A 17,859-nucleotide genomic window follows, 5' to 3' on the forward strand; every position below is an offset into this window, starting at 1 on the left:
GCCGTGCCTGGCGCAGGCGCCGCACCGGCCGCCGCGCCTGCCGCGGCGCCGGCCGCGCCGCGCACCATCACGTCCGGCGTCGAATACCTGAAGGCGCCCCAGCCCGAATACCCGGCCGCCGCGCGCCGCGCCGGGGAGCAGGGCCGCGTGGTGCTGCGCGTGCTGGTCAACGACCAGGGCCTGGCCGAGCAGGTGCAGGTGCAGACCTCGTCCGGCTCCGCCCGGCTCGACGAAGCCGCCCGCCAGGCCGTGCTGCGCGCCGTGTTCAAGCCGCACCGCGAAGACGGCCGCCCGGTCGCGGTGTACGTGATCGTTCCGCTCAACTTCAAACTGGGCGGCTGAGCGACGCAAATTCATCCGTGCCGGTCCCGTGGTTTGCTATGATGTTCTTAATCTCACCACACGAAAGCACTCCATGAAGGGCGATCCGAACATCATCCGTCTGCTCAACGCGCAGCTGACCAACGAGCTGACCGCGGTGAACCAGTATTTCCTGCATGCGCGCATGTACCGCCACTGGGGCCTGGAGAAACTGGGCAAGAAGGAATACGAGGAATCGATCGGCGAAATGAAGCACGCCGACAAGCTGATCGACCGCATCCTGATGCTCGACGGATTGCCCAACCTGCAGGCGCTGCACAAGCTGCTGATCGGCGAAAACACCGAAGAGATGCTCAGCCTCGACCTGCAGCTCGAGCGCGCCGCCCAGGTCACCGTCAAGGAAGGCGTGGCGGAGTGCGAGAAGGCCGGCGACTACGTCTCGCGCGAACTGTTCGTGGTCATCCTGGAAGACACCGAAGAGCACATCGAGTGGCTGGAAACCCAGATCGACCTGATCGCCAAGATCGGCATCCAGAACTACCTGCAGAGTCAAATGGGCGAGTAGCCGTGGACGAGCGCTACGCCGGCTTGTGCGACGCCTCCGCGGCGGTCGCCATCGGTCAGGGCTGCTTCGCGGTGGCCGACGACGAGCTGGACGTATTGCGCATCTATCGCCGCGGCACGGCCGAAGCGGTGGGATCGGTCGACCTCGGCGCCTACCTTGGCAACAGCGGTCCCGATGGCAAGCGCGACGAAGCCGACATCGAAGGCTCGGCCCTGCTCGGCGCGCGCATCTACTGGATCAGCTCGCACGCGCGCAAGGGCAAGAACGGCGCGCTGGCGCCGCACCGCTGGCGCTTCTTCGCCACCGACATTCTTGCCGCGTCGCCGACGCCGACCTTGCTGCCGGCGCCCGCGCCTCCTTACGAATTGCTGCTGGCCGAGATGCTGGCCGATCCGCGCTTCGCCGAGCTGAAGGAGGCGAGCACGCGCAATCCGGAAGCCGACGGCGGCCTGAACATCGAGGGGCTGAGCGCCACCCGCGTCGGCGGGCTGCTGATCGGCTTTCGCAATCCGCTGCCGATGGGCATGGCGCTGGCCGTTCCCTTGCTCAATCCAGCCGCCGTGCTCGAGGGCGCCAGGCCCGACTTCGGCGACCTGATCCGTCTCGACCTCGGCGCGCGCGGCTTTCGCAGCGTCGAGCTGGTGGGCGACGACTACCTGATCGTGGCCGGCCCCAGCGGCGAAGCGTCGGCCAGCACGGCGACGCCGCGGTTCGCGCTGTTCCGCTGGGCCGGGCTGGGCGGGCCGGCGCCGCGGCTGGTGCGCAGCCTCGACGCCGGCGGCTTCCGGCCGGAAGCGCTGTTCCACGATCCGGTGGCGGACGAGATCGTGCTGCTGAGCGACGACGGCGACGAACAGATCGGCGGGCGCAAATGCAAAAAACTGCCGGCGGCGCAAAAATCATTCCGCGCGATGGCGTTCAAGCTGTAATGCAAAGCCGGAGTCGGGTCCGGCGGACCTGATCCCAGTTTCCCGTCAGCGCCAGCGCGCGACCCACTTGTCGTAGAAGCCGATGTCGCGCGGCACCGCGCCCGACACGGCGCAGATCGCGCCGGCGAATTCGTTGGCCCGCGCCAGCGTCTGCTCGAGCGGCCAGCCGCGCGCGCGGCCCAGCAGGAAAATCGCCGAGAACGCGTCGCCCGCGCCCACCGTGTCGATGACGAATGGCGGCGCCGGATTGTCGCGGTTGACGATCAGCGCGCCGTCGGCGCCGAAGTACACCGAGCCGCGATGGCCCAGCGTGACGATCAGCGCTTCGAGTTCGAACATGTCGAGCAGCGCGCGGCACGACGCATGCACCTCGGCGGTCGTCAGCACGCTGCGCGGGTCGATCTGGAAGTACCACTGGAACAGCGCCTGCAGTTCTTCCTCGTTGACCTTGACGATGTCGGCCGCGTGCAGCGACTCGGTGGCGCAGCCGCGATCGGTCTGGCCCTCGCGCAGGTTGACGTCCAGGAAGCGGGTGGCGCCGGTCGCGTCGAGCAGCTTGTGCAGGGTGGCGTGCGAGCGCGCCGCGCGCTGCGCCAGGGTGCCGAAGTAAAACGTCGCCGGCGTCACGCCGGACAGCGCTTCCATCGCGTGGATCGGGTCGATGAAATCGTAGGCCTGCTTCGGCAGGATCACGAAGCGGTGCCCGCCGGGCGCGCGCTCGACCAGCACGCGGCCGGTTTCTTCCATGCGGTCGAGCTGCAGGCCGGCCTCGGACATCGCGAAGCGCTCGAACTCGCCGCGCACCACGACGCCATTGCGGTCGTCGCCGATGCGGGTGATCATCAGCTGCGGCTCCATGAACGCGGCCAGGTTGCGCGCCACGTTGAACGGCGCCCCGCCGACCTGCTGCTCGGTGACGAAGTCGTCGACCAGCGCCTCGCCGTAGACGACGATCGTGCGCGGGCTCTCGCGCTCCAGGCCCGGGATCACTGCGGCACGGATTCTTTGAACGATGCGCGCTCGGACAGCTTGTCGAACAGCCGCGCGAGGTTCGGGTAGTCGCCGCGCCAGCCGATTTCCGGAAAGCGGAACAGCAGCCAGCCGAGGCAACAGCCGACGGCGACGTCGGCCAGCGTGTAGTGGTTGCCCTTGCAGAAAGGCGACTCGCCCAGGTCGGCCGACATCACCGCCAGGCCGGCCTGCACCTTGCCCATCTGGCGCGCGATCCAGTCGGGGCTTTGCTGCTCGGCCGGGCGCAGGGTCTTCTCCAGGCGCACCAGCACGGCGGCATCGAGCACGCCGTCGGCCAGCGCTTCCCACACCTTGACGTCGGCGCGGTCGCGGCCATTCGGCGGCAGCAGTTTGCACACCGGCGTGAGCGTGTCGAGGTATTCGGCGATCACGCGCGAATCGTACATCGGGCTGCCGTCTTCCATCACCAGGCAAGGCACCTTGCCGAGCGGGTTGGCCAGGTGGATGGTGGTCTCGGAGGCCCAGACGTTTTCCAGCTCGAAGGTGTAGTCGAGCTTCTTTTCCGCCAGGACGACACGCACCTTGCGGACATAGGGACTGGTAACCGATCCGATGAGTTTCATGGGCACTTTTTATGAATGATTGGAGGCCAGTATAGCATCGGCCAGATGGCCGATGGCGGGCTGGCGGCGCGATTTCGGTATGCCCGCAACATCGGCGGCGAACAGCGCCCGGTGGTAAAATCGCTGTTTTGCCCAGCCCCTCGCGCCATGACCTCCACCGCCCCGTACTCCACGCTGTCCGCCCTGTCCCCGCTCGATGGCCGCTACGCCGCCAAGACCGACAAGCTGCGCCCGATCCTGTCCGAAGCAGGCTTCATGCACCATCGCGTGAAGGTCGAAATCGCGTGGCTGCAGGCGCTGTCGCAGGCCGGCTTCGCCGAGATCAAACCGTTCTCGAAAGACGCCACCGCGCTGCTCGACAAGATGGCGGCCGACTTCACCGAGGCCGACGCGGCGCGCATCAAGGAGATCGAAGCGGTCACCAACCATGACGTCAAGGCGGTCGAGTACTGGCTCAAGGAACAGGTCAAGGACGTGCCGGAACTGGTCGCGGCGACCGAGTTCATTCACTTCGCCTGCACCTCGGAAGACATCAACAACACCTCGCACGGCATGATGCTCAAGGCCGCGCGCGATGGCGTGATCGTGCCGGCGCTAAAGTCGCTGATCGACAAGCTGCGCGAGATCGCCCACGCCAATGCGGCGCTGCCGATGCTCTCGCGCACCCACGGCCAGACCGCCAGCCCGACCACCCTGGGCAAGGAATTCGCCAACGTCGTCGCCCGCCTCGAGCGCGCGGTCAAGCGCATCGCCGCGGTCGAAATCCTCGGCAAGATGAACGGCGCGGTCGGCAACTACAACGCCCACCTGTCGGCCTACCCGCAGTTCGACTGGCCGGCGTTTTCGAAGGACGTGATCGAGCAGCGCCTCGGCCTGACCTTCAACCCGTACACCATCCAGATCGAGCCGCACGACTACATGGCCGAGATGTTCGACGCCATCGCGCGCGCCAACACCATCCTGCTCGACCTGAACCGCGACATCTGGACCTACGTCTCGCTGGGCTACTTCAAGCAGCGCCTGAAGGCCGGCGAGATCGGCTCGTCGACGATGCCGCACAAGGTCAACCCGATCGACTTCGAAAACTCGGAGGGCAACCTGGGCCTGGCCAACGCCATGCTCAAGCACCTGTCCGAGAAGCTGCCGGTATCGCGCATGCAGCGCGACCTGACCGATTCGACCGTGCTGCGCAACATCGGCGTCGGCTTCGGCTACGCGCTGCTGGCCTACGACAGCTGCCTGCGCGGCCTGAACAAGCTGGAAGTGAACGCGGCGCGCCTCGAGCAGGACCTGGACGCCAACTGGGAAGTGCTGGCCGAGCCGGTGCAGACCGTGATGCGCCGTTATGGCGTCGAGAACCCGTACGAGCAGCTCAAGGAACTCACGCGCGGCAAGGGCATTTCCAAGGATGCGCTGCGCGAGTTCATCCTGACCCTGGCGGTGCCGCAGGAAGCGAAAGACCTGCTGCTGGCGATGACACCGGCGAACTACGTCGGCATCGCCGCCAAGCTGGCCGCGGAGATTTGATATTGGGAGGTCAGGTCCGCCGGACCTGACCCCGGTTTTGTTGCCGCGGCAAGAAAAGTCGCGATAATTTCCGCTGCGCCGGCAACGGCGGGGTCAGGTCCGGCGGACCTGACCCCAAATTCACACCAGCAACACTTCATCCCAAATTGCGGTACTATTAGTCCTAACACGTACTAATTGGACTCGCCGATGCAGCGCTACACCCGTCCCGCCATCCTGCTTCACTGGCTGATCGCCCTGCTGATCATCGGCGCCTTCACGCTCGGCCTGGTGATGACCGACATCCCCGGCATCACCCCGACCAAGCTCAAATACTATTCCTGGCACAAGTGGGCGGGCGTGACCGTGCTGCTGCTGGCGACCCTGCGCCTGCTTTGGCGCCTGGCCAACGCCGCGCCGCCCTACCCGGACAGCATGAAGCGCTGGGAAAAGCAGGCCGCGCACCACCTGCACCTGCTGCTCTACGTGCTGATGTTCGCGGTGCCGCTGTCGGGCTATTTCTACACCCTGGCCGCCGGCGTGCCGGTGGTATATTTTGGCGTGCTGTCGCTGCCGGTCCTGATCGACGCGAACCCGGAGCTGAAGCCGCTGCTGAAAGAAGTACACTTCTGGCTGAACATGGGCCTGGCCGGCGCCGTCGGCCTGCACGTCGCCGCCGCCCTGAAGCACGTCTTCATCGACCGCGACGGCGTCATGAAGCGCATGCTGCCCTGATTTATTAGGAGAACAAGATGAACAAAAAGTACCTGATCCCCGCCGCCCTGCTTGGCGTCGCGCTGGCCGCCGGCGCCATTCCGCTTAAGGCCGACCTGGCCCACAGCAGCGTGGCCGCCGTGTTCAAGCAGATGAACGTGCCGGTCGAAGCGAAATTCAAGAAGTTCAGCGCGCAGGTCGACTACGACGCGGCCAAGCCGGAGAACGGCAAGGCCACCGTCGACATCGACACCGCCAGCCTCGACCTGGGCGACGCCGACATGAACAAGGAAGTGGCGAAGAAGGACTGGTTCAATTCGGCCCAGTTCCCGAAAGCGACGTTCACTTCGTCCTCGATCAAACCGAACGGCGCCGGCAAGCTGACCGTGGCCGGCAAACTGGCGATCAAGGGCAAGACCCAGGACGTCAGCTTCCCGCTGACCGTCAAGGCCGAAGGCGGCAAGCAGGTATTCGAAGGGACGCTGCCGATCAAGCGGCTGGCGTTCAATATCGGCGAAGGCGAATGGAAGGACACCAGCATGGTCGCCGACGACGTCGTCATCAAATTCCGCGTCACCGCGGCGCAGTAATCACCATCTCACACAAAGGAAACCGCATGAAAATGAAGCACCTGATCGCAGTCCTGCTTGCCGCCAGCGCCGCATCGGCGTTCGCCGCCCCGGAAACCTTCAACATCGACCCGAGCCACACGTTCCCGAGCTTCGAAGCCGACCACGCCGGCATGTCCGTGTTTCGCGGCAAGTTCACCAAGACCAGCGGCACCGTCGTGCTCGACCGCGCGGCCAAGACCGGCGCGCTGGACATCACGATCGACGCCAACACGCTCGATTTCGGCATCGAAAAGCTGAACAACCACGCCAAGGGCAAGGACATGTTCGACGTCGCCCAGTTCCCGACCGCGACTTACAAGTCGAATTCGATCAACTTCAAGGGCGACGTGCCGGTCTCCGTCAACGGCGAGCTGACCCTGCACGGCGTCACCAAGCCGGTCACCCTGGCGATCAACAAGTTCAAGTGCATCCAGCATCCGATGCTCAAGCGCGAATGGTGCGGCGCCGATGCGTCGGGCGAATTCAACCGCGCCGACTTCGGCATCGGCTTCGGCGTGCCGAAGTTTTCGCCGGAAGTGAAGCTGGCGATCCAGATCGAAGCGGTCAAGGCCAACTGAAGTCGACACCAGGGTCTGACCCGGAATTCGGGTCGTACCCACGAAAAAAAGCCTCGCGAAAGCGAGGCTTTTTCATTACTGCCAAGGGTCTGACCCGGTGTTCGGGGTCAGACCCCGGCTTGCTGCTTAGCGGCCGTCGCCGTCAAAGTCGCCTGGCATTGCGCGCTCGACCTTGTCCCATGCGGCGCGGGAAGCGGCCTTCGCTTCGTTCCAGGTCAGGCGCGACGAGCCCTTGACCGAGTTCCACTCGTTCGCCAGGTCGTTTTCGACGCTGTCGAAGCTCTGGCCCACATAACGGCCGCGGCTGTTGTAGCCCAGCTTGTAAGCCGGACCGTAGTCGTCATAGGTGTACTGCGACGAGTAGTAAGGCGCCTTGGTGTACGAATCGCGCCAGTAGCTGTCTTCCGCAGCAGGGTTGACCAGCGCGCCGGCCGCATGGCCTGCGGCACCGCCAGCCATGGCGCCGATTGCCGCGCCAGCGGCCATGCCGATCGGGCCGCCGACTGCGCCGACCGCCGCACCGGTTGCCGCGCCCGCGCCGGCGCCAACGCCGGTCGACAGGTTGTGCTCGCCCAGTTCATCGCCCGGTTTTGGATTGGCGACTTCAGCCGCACCGTGGCCAGCCATGCCGCCGGCGATGCCGCCGATGGCCGCACCAGCAGCCATGCCGATCGGGCCGCCGACTGCGCCGATGGCCGCGCCGGTAGCCGCACCGGCGCCTGCGCCGACACCTTTGGCCAGGCCGTGGTCGGCCAGGTCATCGCCAGCCTTTGGATTGGCTACTTCAGCCGCACCGCGACCAGCCAGGCCGCCGGCGATGCCGCCGATGGCCGCACCTGCCGCCATGCCGATCGGGCCGCCGACCGCGCCAGCGGCCGCGCCCATCGCAGCGCCGCTGCCGGCGCCAACGCCCTTGGCGAGGTGGTGCTCGGACAGGTCGTCGCCAGCCTTCGGATTGACCACTTCAGCCGCGCCTTTGCCAGCCAGGCCGCCGGCGATGCCGCCGATTGCCGCGCCAGCCAGGGTGCCGACAGGACCGGCAACCGAGCCGATCGCCGCGCCGGTGGCAGCGCCGCCAGCCGCGCCGACGCCGGTGCCGATGATGTGCTCGCCGGCGCTTTCGGTCCAGCTGCGCTCGATGTGCAGCGCATCCTCGTCCGAACGTGGGGTCACGCCCATCAGGATGCCGCCGTTCTTGATGCCCTCTTCATAGTGCACCACGCGCTCTTCCGGAATGCCGGCGCCGATCAGCGCGCCAACCAGGCCGCCAGCCACGCCGCCGGCGCCGGCGCCAGCCAGTGCCGCAGCGATAGGGCCGGCGACGACCAGGCCGATGCCTGGCAGGACCAGCGTGGTGCCGACGGCAGCGATGCCGGCCAGCACGGCGCCGATGGTGCCGCCGATGCCGGCGCCGATGCCCGCGCCTTCAGCTGCTTTGCTGCCCAGCTCGGTGTCGGTGTCGGCGAAATGGGTCTTCCGGGTGTCGTCCGACATCATCAGGGTGACGTCGTCCTTGTTGTAGCCGCGGTCGGCCAGCGAGCTGTAGGCGCGTTCGGCGCTGTCGCGATCACGGAAAAGGCCGGTAACCATACGGGAATTTTTGGCGTTCGAATCGTAGTTGCTCATTTTGTATTTCCTTTCGAATTATCGGTGGGGTCCCGCAAAAAACAGTGAGAAGTTAATTGCCAGTGCTGCAACATTAAGGCCGACGGCAAAAGCGCTCTGTTCGTTGACGCACCGAGTCGGCGACATTCCTAGCGGCATGTTTTTTTGATAATTTTGAATCGTCGTCGTTACGTTCGTTGCCGCACCGACCAAGGCATTTCCGACGACTAGACTTTTTAACAAGGCCAGCGATATTCAATGGTCTCGGGCTAAATTTATTTAAGGAGAATCACCATGTTATTCATCATCTGGATCGTCGTTGGCGGCATCTTGGGTTGGCTTGCAAGCCTTGTCATGAAAACGGACGCAGAGCAGGGCATGATCCTGAACGTCGTCGTCGGTATCGTCGGTTCTTTCCTGGGTGGCTGGTTGCTGTCCCCGCTGTTTGGCACCGGAACCATCAATTCGGACGACTTCAGCGTGACTTCGCTGCTGGTGTCGTTCCTCGGCGCTGTGATCCTGCTGGCCATCGTCAATCTGTTCCGCCGCGGCCGGACCCGTTAATATGCAGCACACCAAAATAACCAACGCTTCGGCGTTGGTTTTTTTGTTTTTGGACTAAACAATGAGAACCAAACCCGTGGTCATCGCCCTCGTCACCTGCGCCCTCACCCTGATTGCCGGCTTCCTGGCACTCAACCTGATGCCGAGCGAAAAAAAAATCGAACACCAGCTGGTGCGCAAGTACGACCTGGAAGATCCGCAGTTCCGGCGCTCGATGGGCGTGCTGCTGGGACCTCCTATCGTCGAGGGCAACAAGGTCGAGGTGCTGCTTAACGGCGACCAGATCTTCCCGGCCATGCTCGACGCCATCAAGAAGGCCGAGCGCACCATTACATTCGAAACCTATATCTACTGGTCCGAGACCATCGGCAAGGAATTTTCCGACGCGCTGATCGAGCGCGCCAAGGCAGGCGTCAAGGTCCACGTGCTGCTCGACTTCATCGGCAGCATCAAGATGGACGAGGCCAATGCCAACGCCATGAAGGCGGCCGGCGTGCAGCTGCAGCGCTATCACAAGCCGGTGTGGTGGAAGCTGACCCGCCTGAACAACCGCACCCACCGCAAGCTGCTGGTAGTCGACGGCAAGGTCGGCTTCACCGGCGGCGTCGGCATCGCCGACAAATGGCGCGGCGTGGCGCAGGACGCGGACCACTGGCGCGACACCCACTTCCGCATCGAGGGGCCGGTGGTCGGCCAGATCCAGGCCGTGTTTACCGACAACTGGACCAAGTCGACCGGGCGCGTGCTCGACGGCGACGCCTATTTTCCGCCGCTCGAATCGAAGGGCGTGCACCCGGCGCAGATGTTTTCCAGCTCGCCCACGGGCGGCAGCGAGAGCATGCACCTGATGTACCTGATGGCGATCACCGCCGCGCGTCACTCGATCCAGCTGTCGAACGCCTACTTCGTGCCCGACGAACTGACGATCAAGGCGCTGGTGGCCGCGGCCAAGCGCGGCGTGAAGATCCAGATCATCACGCCGGGCCCGATCATCGATTCGGACGTGGTGCGCTCGGCCTCGCGCGAGCAGTGGGGGCCGCTGCTGCAGGCGGGGATCAAGATGGCCGAGTATCAGCCCACCATGTTCCACGTCAAATCGCTGGTGGTCGACGGCCTGCTGGTATCGGTCGGCTCGACCAACTTCGACAACCGCTCGTTCAGCCTGAACGACGAGGCGAACCTGAACGTATTTGACCGCGCATTTGCCGAGTCGCAGCAAAAGGTGTTCGACGCCGACTGGGCCAAGGCCAAGCCGATCACGTACGCGGCGTGGGAAAACCGGCCGTGGAAGGACAAGGCGCTTGGCAAGGTCGCGTCGCTGATCGGGGCGCAGCTGTAAAGACGAGGCCCGTGAAATCCGAAATTCAGGTTGACTAATAAGTAGGCGGTGAGGATACTCTTGAACGCTCCGGCAACGATCCGGAGCAGTTCGATCACTCTAGAGAGACCACCGCGAATGAAAAAGACCCTCCTGACGCTCGCCATCCTGAGCACCTCCGCCGCGTACGCCGACGAAGGCATGTGGATGCCGCAGCAGCTGCCACAAGTAGCCAAGCAACTCAAAGCCGCGGGCCTGAAGCTCGATCCGGCCACCCTGACCAAACTGACCGAATTCCCGATGGGCGCGATCGTCAGCCTGGGCGGCTGCTCGGCGTCGTTCGTCTCGCCGCAAGGCCTGGTCGCGACCAACCACCACTGCGTCTACAACAGCGTGGCCGTCAACTCGACGCCGCAGCGCGACTTGCTGGCCAACGGCTTCCTGGCCAAGAGCTTCGGCGAAGAACTGCCGGCATCGCCGGGCAGCCGCATCTTCGTGACCAAGGAAGTGACCAACGTCAGCAGCAAGGTCGTCACCCCTGAAGTGGCCAAGCTGTCCGGCAAGGCGCGCGTCGATGGCATCGAAAAGAACGAGAAGAGCATCGTCGCCGAGTGCGAAAAGGATCCGGGACACCGCTGCACCGTGGCCAGCTACTACGGCGGCCTGGAGTTCTACCTGCTCAAGCAGCTGGAAATTCGCGACGTGCGCCTGGTGCACGCGCCACCGGCCGGCGTCGGCAAGTTCGGCGGCGACACCGACAACTGGATGTGGCCGCGCCACACCGGCGACTACGGCTTCTACCGCGCCTACGTGAGCAAGGACGGCAAGGCCGCCGACTACTCGAAGGACAACGTGCCGTACCAGCCGAAGCACTTCCTGAAGATCGCCAAGGAAGGCGTCAAGGAAGGCGACTTCATCATGGCGCTGGGCTACCCTGGCCGCACCAACCGCCACCGCCTGCCGTCGGAAGTGGCATCGACCTTCGACTGGAACTACCCTGCCTTCATCAAATCCTCGGCCGAATCGCTGGCGATCATCGACCGCGAGACCAAGACCGATCCTGCGCTCAAGCTGAAGTACGCCGGCCAGGTCGCGGGCATCAACAACTACTACAAGAACCGCAAGGGCATGCTGACCAGCTACGAAGGCAGCGATTTCCTCGCGCGTAAAACCAAAGAGCACGCGGACCTGAAGGCATGGGTCAACGCCAATCCGGCGCGCCGGAAGGAATACGCCGGCGACATCGAGAAGATCGAGCAGCTGATCGCCGAGCGCGATGCGCAGATGAAGCGCGACTACTACCTGATGTCGTCGTCGCCGCGCCTGCTGTCGACCGCGCGTTCGATGTACCGCCTGGCCAACGAAAGCACCAAGCCGGACACCGAGCGCAAGTCGGGCTACCAGGAACGCGACCTGAAGCGCTTCCAGTCCAGCGTCGAGGGCTTGGACCGCACCTACGACGCCAAGGTCGACAAGGCGCTGGTGATGAACAGCCTGACCAAGTACGCCGCGCAGCCGGCTGCTTCGCGCAACGCCAACTTCGACGCCGCAATGGGCATCAAGGACGGCATGTCGGCGGCCGACCTGTCCGCCCTGCTCGACCGCATGTACGCCGGCACCACGCTGGGCGACAAGGCGCAGCGCACCGCTTGGCTGAAAAAGTCGCCGGCCGAATTCAAGGCCAGCAACGATCCGTTCATCAAGGCCGCGGTCGCGATGTACGAAGGCGGCTTGAAGCGTGAAGCGGAAGACGAGGAACTGGGTGGCAAGATCCAGGAATCGTACGCCAACTACATGAAGGCGAAGATCGCCTACATGAACAGCAAGGGCCAGGCAGTCTACCCTGACGCCAACGGCACGCTGCGCGTCACGTTCGGCAAGATCGCCGGCCGCGATCACGGCGCCGACGGCACCGGCGCATGGACCGCGTTCACCACGGTCAAGGGTGTGGTTGCGAAGGCGACCGGCGAAGGCGAATTCAACGCGCCTGAACCGCAGCTGGCGGCGATCCGCGCCAAGGACTTCGGCAAGTACGTCGATCCGAAGCTCAAGACCGTGCCGGTCAACTACCTGGCGACCTTGGATATCACGGGCGGCAATTCGGGTTCGGCTGCATTGAACAGCAAGGGCGAGTTCATCGGCCTGGCGTTCGACGGCACGCTCGACTCGATCATCTCCGACTGGGACTTCAACAAGGCCAACACGCGCGACATCCAGGTCGACGTGCGCTACATCCTGTGGAACATGAAGCACGTGGACCACGCCGACAACCTGCTGAAGGAAATGGGCGTCGAATAAACGTCCGCAGCAGCCGGGGTCTGGTTCTGCGAACCTGACCCCATTTTAAAAGAATCCACGCATCGTGAGGCTGCGTGGATTTTTTTTGCATGGCTATTTGCGTCGGCCGCTGACAAAGACGGGGTCAGGTCCGGCGGACCTGACCCCAGGTATTGGGCAGCGGCTCAAAAAAAGCCACGCAAACACTTGGCCGCGTGGCTTTTCCAAGATGGGGTCAGGCGAGGGATTTGTTCAGGCGCGAATTGCGGATGCCGTAGAAGAAGTAGGTCAGCACCGCTATCGTCATCCAGATCGCGAACACGCGGTAGGTGGTCATCGACAGTTCGTGCATCAGGTACAGGCAGGCGGCGATGCTCAGCGCCGGCACCACGTACGGTCCGAACGGCACGCGGAACCCCTTGGTGATCGCGTCGCCTTCCTTCTTGCGCAGCACCGGCACGGCGATCGACACGACGATGAAGGCCGTCAGCGTGCCCATGCTGACCATATCCCACAGGAAGGTAGCATCGACCAGTCCCGCGACGATACCCACCGCCACACAGACGATGATGGTGTTGTGCACCGGCGCCAGCGTGCGCGGATGCACCTGCTGGAACGCTTTCGGAATCAGGCCGTCGCGGCTGATCGCATACAGGATGCGGGTCTGTCCGTAGATCGTCACCAGCGTCACGCTGAACACCGAGATGACCGCGCCGGCCGACAGCACGATCGCCGGCCACGCTTTGCCGGTGACGTTTTGCAGGATCACCGACAGGCCGGCTTCCTGCCCCTCGAACATGCGCGCCGGCTGCGCGCCGACCGCCGCCACCGCCACCAGCATGTAGAACACGGTGACGATGGCCAGCGCCGTCAGGATCGCCTTCGGCACGTTGCGGGTCGGGTCGCGCACTTCCTCGCCGGCGGTAGCCACCGTGTCGAGCCCGATGAACGAGAAGAACACCGTCCCCGCCGCCGCCGCCACACCGGCCATACCGCCCGCGGTCTTCTCCGACGCAGCGAAGAAAAACGGATGGAAGTTGTTGATGTCGAATCCGGTCAATGCAATCGCGACAAAGAAGATGAGGATCGCGAGCTTGATCAGCACCATGACGGCATTGGTGGTCGCCGACTCCCGCGTGCCGCGGATCAGCAGCACGCCGCACAGAATCACCAGCAGCACCGGCGGCAGGTTGATGTGCCCGGCATGGATTTCGACCCCGTTCGCGCCCGACACCACCATCGGCGAGCGCAGCGCCTCGGGGATCTGCCAGCCGACCGCGTTGGTCAGGAAGTTGTTCAGGTAGCCGGACCAGCCGATCGACGTCGCACTGGCCGCCAGCCCGTACTCGAGCAGCAGGCAGAACGCCATGATGAAAGCGGCGAACTCGCCCACCGTGGCGTAAGCGAACGAGTAGGACGAGCCGGCCGCAGGAATCCGGAACGACAGTTCGGCGTAGCACAGCGCGGTCAGGCCCGCCGTAATCGCAGCCATCAGGAACGACAGGACCACTGCGGGCCCCGCCTTCGGCACCGCCTCGACCATCGTGAAGAAAATGCCGGTGCCGATGGTCGCGCCCACGCCAATCATGGTCAGCGGAAACAGGCCGATGCTGCGGCCCAACCCGCCGGTGGCCGGCGCACGGCCGTGCTCAGATTCCTTGCGGTCGGTCGGTTTGGTGCGGATCAGCTTCTGGCCGAGTGTCAGGTTCACGGTAGTCCTTTGTTTTTACAGGATAATGTTGGCCGCCGCGGGTGCCCGACGCCAAAAACCAGACGATTATAGGGCCAGAGCTTTATCTCAGGCACATCTTTTGTCGGCCGAATTAAAGATGTATTTTAGTTACATGTATAGTAGAATGGCGCTGACATCAGGCACATCACGCCAGTGCTGCCGGCAATAACATGCATTTAAAATACTTGAAATAAGCAAAAGGAATATCATGATCTCCGCCGCATCCCGTCCCTACATCGACGCCAGTGTCGGCGTCCTGCGCGAACATGGCCTGACCATCACCACCGAATTCTACAAGCGCATGTTCGCCGCCCACCCGGACCTCTCCAACCTGTTCAACATGGGCAACCAGGCCAGCGGCGTGCAGCAGCAGTCGCTCGCCTCCGCCGTGTTCGCGTACGCCGCCAACATCGGCGCGCCCGAAGCGCTCGGCCCGGTCGTCACCCGCATCGTCCACAAGCACGTCTCGGTCGGCATCCGCGCCGAACATTACCCGATCGTCGGCCAGCACCTGCTTGGCGCTATTGCCCATGTTTTGGGCGATAGCGCCACACCGGAACTGATCGCCGCCTGGGCCGAAGCGTATGGTTCGCTGGCCAAGCTGTTCATCGAAGCCGAAAAGAACATGTACGAGCAGGCTGGCATCGAGCCGGGCCAGACCCGCGCGATGCGCGTCACCGAAGTCACGCAGCAGGGTTCGCAGGTGAAGTCGATCCGCTTCGTCGCCGACGACGGCGCGCCGCTGCCCGCGTTCAAGGCCGGCCAATACCTCAGCGTCACCGTCAATTTCGGCGACGGCCGCACCCAGCTGCGCCAGTACAGCCTGTCCGACGCGGCCGGCGACAGCCTGCGCATTTCGGTCAAGCGCGAGCCGGCCGGCCAGGCCACGCCCGCGGGCGAAGTGTCGAACTGGATCCACGATAATGTCGTCGCCGGTAGCACGCTGCTGGTGTCCCCGCCATGCGGCGAATTCACCATCGACACCGAATCGGACGAGCCGGTGGTGCTGCTGTCGGCCGGCGTGGGCATCACGCCGATGATCGGCGCGCTCAATCGCATCGCCCAGGTCAACCCGTCGCGCCACGTGATCTTCGGCCATGCCGCGCGCGACGCCGACCACCAGGCGCACAACGCCGATATCGCAGCGGCGAAGGCGGCGATGCCCAACCTGCAGGTGGTGAAGTTCTACGAGAATCGCGCTGGCGCAAGCGATGCGCTGGAAGGGCTGATGACGCTGAACGCCATGCCATCGTGGCCGTATGCCGAGACCGACGTCTACATGTGCGGCCCGCTGCCGTTCATGCAGGCGCAGTGGCTGGCGCTGGTGAAGGCGGGCGTGCCGCCGGCGCGCCTGCATCGCGAGGTGTTCGGGCCTGACCTGCTCGACCACCTGCTGTAAAAATCAAAGGCCGGCCGCAAGGACCGGCCGCTTTTAGTTCAGCACCGTCACGTTCTTGCCGGTGACCGAGCGCTGCGCAGGATTGCCGTACACCGTGATGCGGCCGGAGCCGTTGCCCTGGGCCAGAAGCATGCGCTTGACGGTGGCGATGATCTCGCCCGAGCCGTTGTTGGACAGATCTGCCTGTTCGCTGACGAGCCCGATCAGGTTGACACTGCCGGAACCGCTTGAGCGGGCGCTGACGGACGCCACGGCGCCGCCGATCTGCACCGTCCCGGAATTGTGCAGGTCCACGGTCAGCGCATTGCCTTTTACCTGGCCGAGGCTCATGCGTCCCGAACCGCTCAGGGACACATTGGCGTCGCCGGCATGAAGCGCGCTTGCGTTGACCTGGCCCGAACCGTTACTGCGCAGGTCCAGCCGGCCGACCCGCCCCGCCAGGTTCGCCACACCCGAGCCGCTCTTGCTGAAATCGAGCGGTGCGCCATTCAGTTCGCTGATCGACAGCCGTCCCGACCCGCTGGCATTGACGTAGCTCAGCGACGGCAGCGTGTAGGTCACGCGCATGCTGTTGTTGCTGCGCGCGCTGCCCTGCACCCACATGCGCATCACACCTCCGACCACTTCGGTGCGGATCAACGGCAGGAGGTTGCTGTCGGCATCGACTTCCAGCGAAGGCGCGACGCCGACGCGCACATTCACCTCCAGCGGGCCGCTGACATCGATGGCGCTGACGTTGCCGACCGCGCGCACGTCGTGGGCCAGCACGCCGTTTCCGGTCACGGTGTCGCTGCTGAAAACGGATTTGACCTGGACGTCGTCGTTGCCGGTGACGATGACGGCGCAGCCGGACAAGGCGATGAGGCAGCCGACGGTAAGCAATGAACGCATGATTTGGACCTGTCTATTGTTGTTGGTAGTGCGCGGACGATATCAGCCGCCCCGCCGGCCGGCATCCGGCGTGCGACGAACTGCAAGAATCGCGGTATGGACGGGATCAGCGCTGGCCGAGGCGGGTCTCGCCGAACAGCTGCTTGTACTCGCGCGGCTGCGAGCGCCAGTACTGCGGCGGCGCCTGCACCTGCGCGCCCAGCGCCGCGGCGGCGTGCCACGGCCAGCGCGGATCGAACAGCATCGCGCGCGCCAGCGCCACCATGTCGCACTGCCTGCTGACCAAAATCTGCTCGGCCTGCACCGGCTCGGTGATCATGCCCACGCCGATCACCGGCATGCCGGTCTCGCGCTTGATGCACTCGGCGAAGCCGACCTGGTAGCCCGGCCCGACCGGGATCTTCTGCAGCGGCGACACGCCGCCGCTGGACACGTGCATGAAGTGGCAGCCGGCCTGCTCCAGCTCCTGCGCGTACGCCACGCTCTGCTCGACGTCCCAGCCGCCGTCGACCCAGTCGTAGGCCGAAATGCGCACGCCCACCACCATCTCCGGCGGCACCGCGGCGCGCACTGCGCGAAACACCTCGAGCGGAAAGCGCATGCGGTTGGCAAGCGATCCGCCGTAGTCGTCGATGCGCTTGTTCGACAGCGGCGACAGGAACTGGTGCAGCAGGTAGCCGTGGGCCGAATGGATCTCGATGGCGTCGAAGCCGAGCGCGTGGCTGCGCTTCGCCGCGTCGACGAAGCCGTCGATCACGCGCCGCATGCCGGCCGCATCGAGTTCGTGCGGCACGCTCTCTCCTTCCCCGTGCGGCAGCGGCGATGGCGCCACGGTCTGCCAGCCGCCGTCGCCCGGCGCGATGTTGGCGCCGCCTTCCCACGGCACCGCCGACGAGGCCTTGCGCCCGGCATGGCCAAGCTGGATCGCCAGCTTGATCGGCGAATGGCGGCGGATGCTCTGCACGACAGGCGCCAGCGCGGCCGCGTGCTGGTCCGACCACAGGCCCAGGTCCCGGGGCGAGATCCGGCCTTCCGGCACCACGGCGGTCGCTTCGAGGAACAGGATGGCGGCGCCGGAGAGCGCCAGGTGGCCGAGGTGGATCATGTGCCAGTCGGTGGCCAGGCCTTCGTCGGCCGAGTACTGGCACATCGGCGCGATGGCGATGCGGTTGTCGAGTTGAAGGGGTCCGAGCGAAATGGGCGAGAACAGTTGACTCACGGCGGCTCCAGCAAATGGGCGAGCCGCCAGTCTAC

Annotated in this window: 17 protein-coding genes; 11 read left to right on the top strand and 6 right to left on the bottom strand. The window is 64.8% G+C overall.

Annotated elements, in window-relative coordinates; translation table 11 throughout:
- The 3 genes from AC1D02_RS21715 to AC1D02_RS21725 form a co-directional block, all read left to right on the top strand.
- Positions 1–342 (top strand): energy transducer TonB (locus AC1D02_RS21715; protein WP_477320544.1); only part of this gene is annotated, 342 nt, incomplete at its 5' end.
- Between the two features lie 73 nt (positions 343–415).
- Complete coding sequence (gene bfr / locus AC1D02_RS21720) at positions 416–886, top strand: bacterioferritin (RefSeq protein ID WP_477320545.1); 471 nt, start codon at positions 416–418, stop codon at positions 884–886.
- A 2-nt stretch (positions 887–888) separates the two neighbouring features.
- Positions 889–1,815 (top strand): DUF3616 domain-containing protein, encoded by a 927-nt coding sequence (locus AC1D02_RS21725; protein ID WP_477320546.1) that lies wholly within the window; start codon positions 889–891, stop codon positions 1,813–1,815.
- 45 nt (positions 1,816–1,860) lie between these two features.
- Here the strand turns inward: AC1D02_RS21725 and AC1D02_RS21730 are convergent, their stop codons facing one another.
- Positions 1,861–2,805, bottom strand: coding sequence for a PfkB family carbohydrate kinase (locus tag AC1D02_RS21730; protein WP_477320547.1), 945 nt, complete (start codon positions 2,803–2,805; stop codon positions 1,861–1,863).
- A complete protein-coding gene (locus AC1D02_RS21735; RefSeq protein WP_477320548.1) occupies positions 2,802–3,410 on the bottom strand; it encodes a glutathione S-transferase N-terminal domain-containing protein in 609 nt (202 codons plus the stop codon). The genes AC1D02_RS21730 and AC1D02_RS21735 overlap by 4 nt, the downstream gene beginning before the upstream one ends.
- 147 nt (positions 3,411–3,557) lie before the next feature.
- On the opposite strand from AC1D02_RS21735, the gene purB reads away from it, so the two are divergent.
- The 4 genes from purB to AC1D02_RS21755 all read left to right on the top strand — a co-directional run bounded on the left by purB (position 3,558) and on the right by AC1D02_RS21755 (position 6,819).
- Positions 3,558–4,937 (top strand): adenylosuccinate lyase, encoded by a 1,380-nt coding sequence (purB, locus tag AC1D02_RS21740; protein WP_477320602.1) that lies wholly within the window; start codon positions 3,558–3,560, stop codon positions 4,935–4,937.
- A 189-nt stretch (positions 4,938–5,126) separates the two neighbouring features.
- Positions 5,127–5,651 carry a cytochrome b gene (locus AC1D02_RS21745; RefSeq protein ID WP_477320549.1) on the top strand — a complete coding sequence of 175 codons (525 nt, stop codon included), beginning with the start codon at positions 5,127–5,129 and terminating at the stop codon, positions 5,649–5,651.
- Positions 5,652–5,668: 17 nt separating this feature from the next.
- On the top strand, positions 5,669–6,220 hold the full coding sequence (locus tag AC1D02_RS21750; RefSeq protein WP_477320550.1) for a YceI family protein: 552 nt from the start codon (positions 5,669–5,671) through the stop codon (positions 6,218–6,220).
- A 26-nt stretch (positions 6,221–6,246) separates the two neighbouring features.
- Positions 6,247–6,819, top strand: a complete 573-nt coding sequence (locus AC1D02_RS21755; RefSeq protein WP_477320551.1) for a YceI family protein — start codon at positions 6,247–6,249, stop codon at positions 6,817–6,819.
- Positions 6,820–6,945: 126 nt separating this feature from the next.
- Here AC1D02_RS21755 and AC1D02_RS21760 read toward each other — a convergent pair whose 3' ends face one another.
- Positions 6,946–8,445: a hypothetical protein gene (locus AC1D02_RS21760; RefSeq protein WP_477320552.1), complete on the bottom strand. Its 1,500-nt coding sequence runs from the start codon at positions 8,443–8,445 to the stop codon at positions 6,946–6,948.
- Between the two features lie 273 nt (positions 8,446–8,718).
- Between AC1D02_RS21760 and AC1D02_RS21765 the strand changes: the two genes are divergently transcribed.
- The 3 genes from AC1D02_RS21765 to AC1D02_RS21775 all read left to right on the top strand — a co-directional run bounded on the left by AC1D02_RS21765 (position 8,719) and on the right by AC1D02_RS21775 (position 12,604).
- Entirely contained in the window at positions 8,719–8,988 is a 270-nt protein-coding gene (locus AC1D02_RS21765) for a GlsB/YeaQ/YmgE family stress response membrane protein (RefSeq protein WP_305506869.1), read from the top strand.
- 61 nt (positions 8,989–9,049) lie between these two features.
- On the top strand, positions 9,050–10,327 hold the full coding sequence (locus AC1D02_RS21770) for a phospholipase D-like domain-containing protein (protein WP_477320553.1): 1,278 nt from the start codon (positions 9,050–9,052) through the stop codon (positions 10,325–10,327).
- Positions 10,328–10,444: 117 nt separating this feature from the next.
- On the top strand, positions 10,445–12,604 hold the full coding sequence (locus tag AC1D02_RS21775; protein ID WP_477320554.1) for a S46 family peptidase: 2,160 nt from the start codon (positions 10,445–10,447) through the stop codon (positions 12,602–12,604).
- 214 nt (positions 12,605–12,818) lie between these two features.
- On the opposite strand, the gene AC1D02_RS21780 is transcribed toward AC1D02_RS21775, so the two are convergent.
- Positions 12,819–14,294: an amino acid permease gene (locus tag AC1D02_RS21780; RefSeq protein WP_477320555.1), complete on the bottom strand. Its 1,476-nt coding sequence runs from the start codon at positions 14,292–14,294 to the stop codon at positions 12,819–12,821.
- 229 nt (positions 14,295–14,523) lie between these two features.
- Between AC1D02_RS21780 and AC1D02_RS21785 the strand changes: the two genes are divergently transcribed.
- Positions 14,524–15,714: a globin domain-containing protein gene (locus tag AC1D02_RS21785; protein ID WP_477320556.1), complete on the top strand. Its 1,191-nt coding sequence runs from the start codon at positions 14,524–14,526 to the stop codon at positions 15,712–15,714.
- A 33-nt stretch (positions 15,715–15,747) separates the two neighbouring features.
- On the opposite strand, the gene AC1D02_RS21790 is transcribed toward AC1D02_RS21785, so the two are convergent.
- On the bottom strand, positions 15,748–16,605 hold the full coding sequence (locus AC1D02_RS21790) for a GIN domain-containing protein (protein WP_477320557.1): 858 nt from the start codon (positions 16,603–16,605) through the stop codon (positions 15,748–15,750).
- Positions 16,606–16,711: 106 nt separating this feature from the next.
- The gene (locus AC1D02_RS21795; RefSeq protein WP_477320558.1) at positions 16,712–17,824 is read right to left on the bottom strand and encodes an NADH:flavin oxidoreductase/NADH oxidase; all 1,113 of its coding nucleotides are present in this window, start codon (positions 17,822–17,824) and stop codon (positions 16,712–16,714) included.
- Between the last annotated feature and the right edge of the window lie 35 nt (positions 17,825–17,859).

The organism is Massilia sp. P1_C10 (assembly GCF_056406475.1).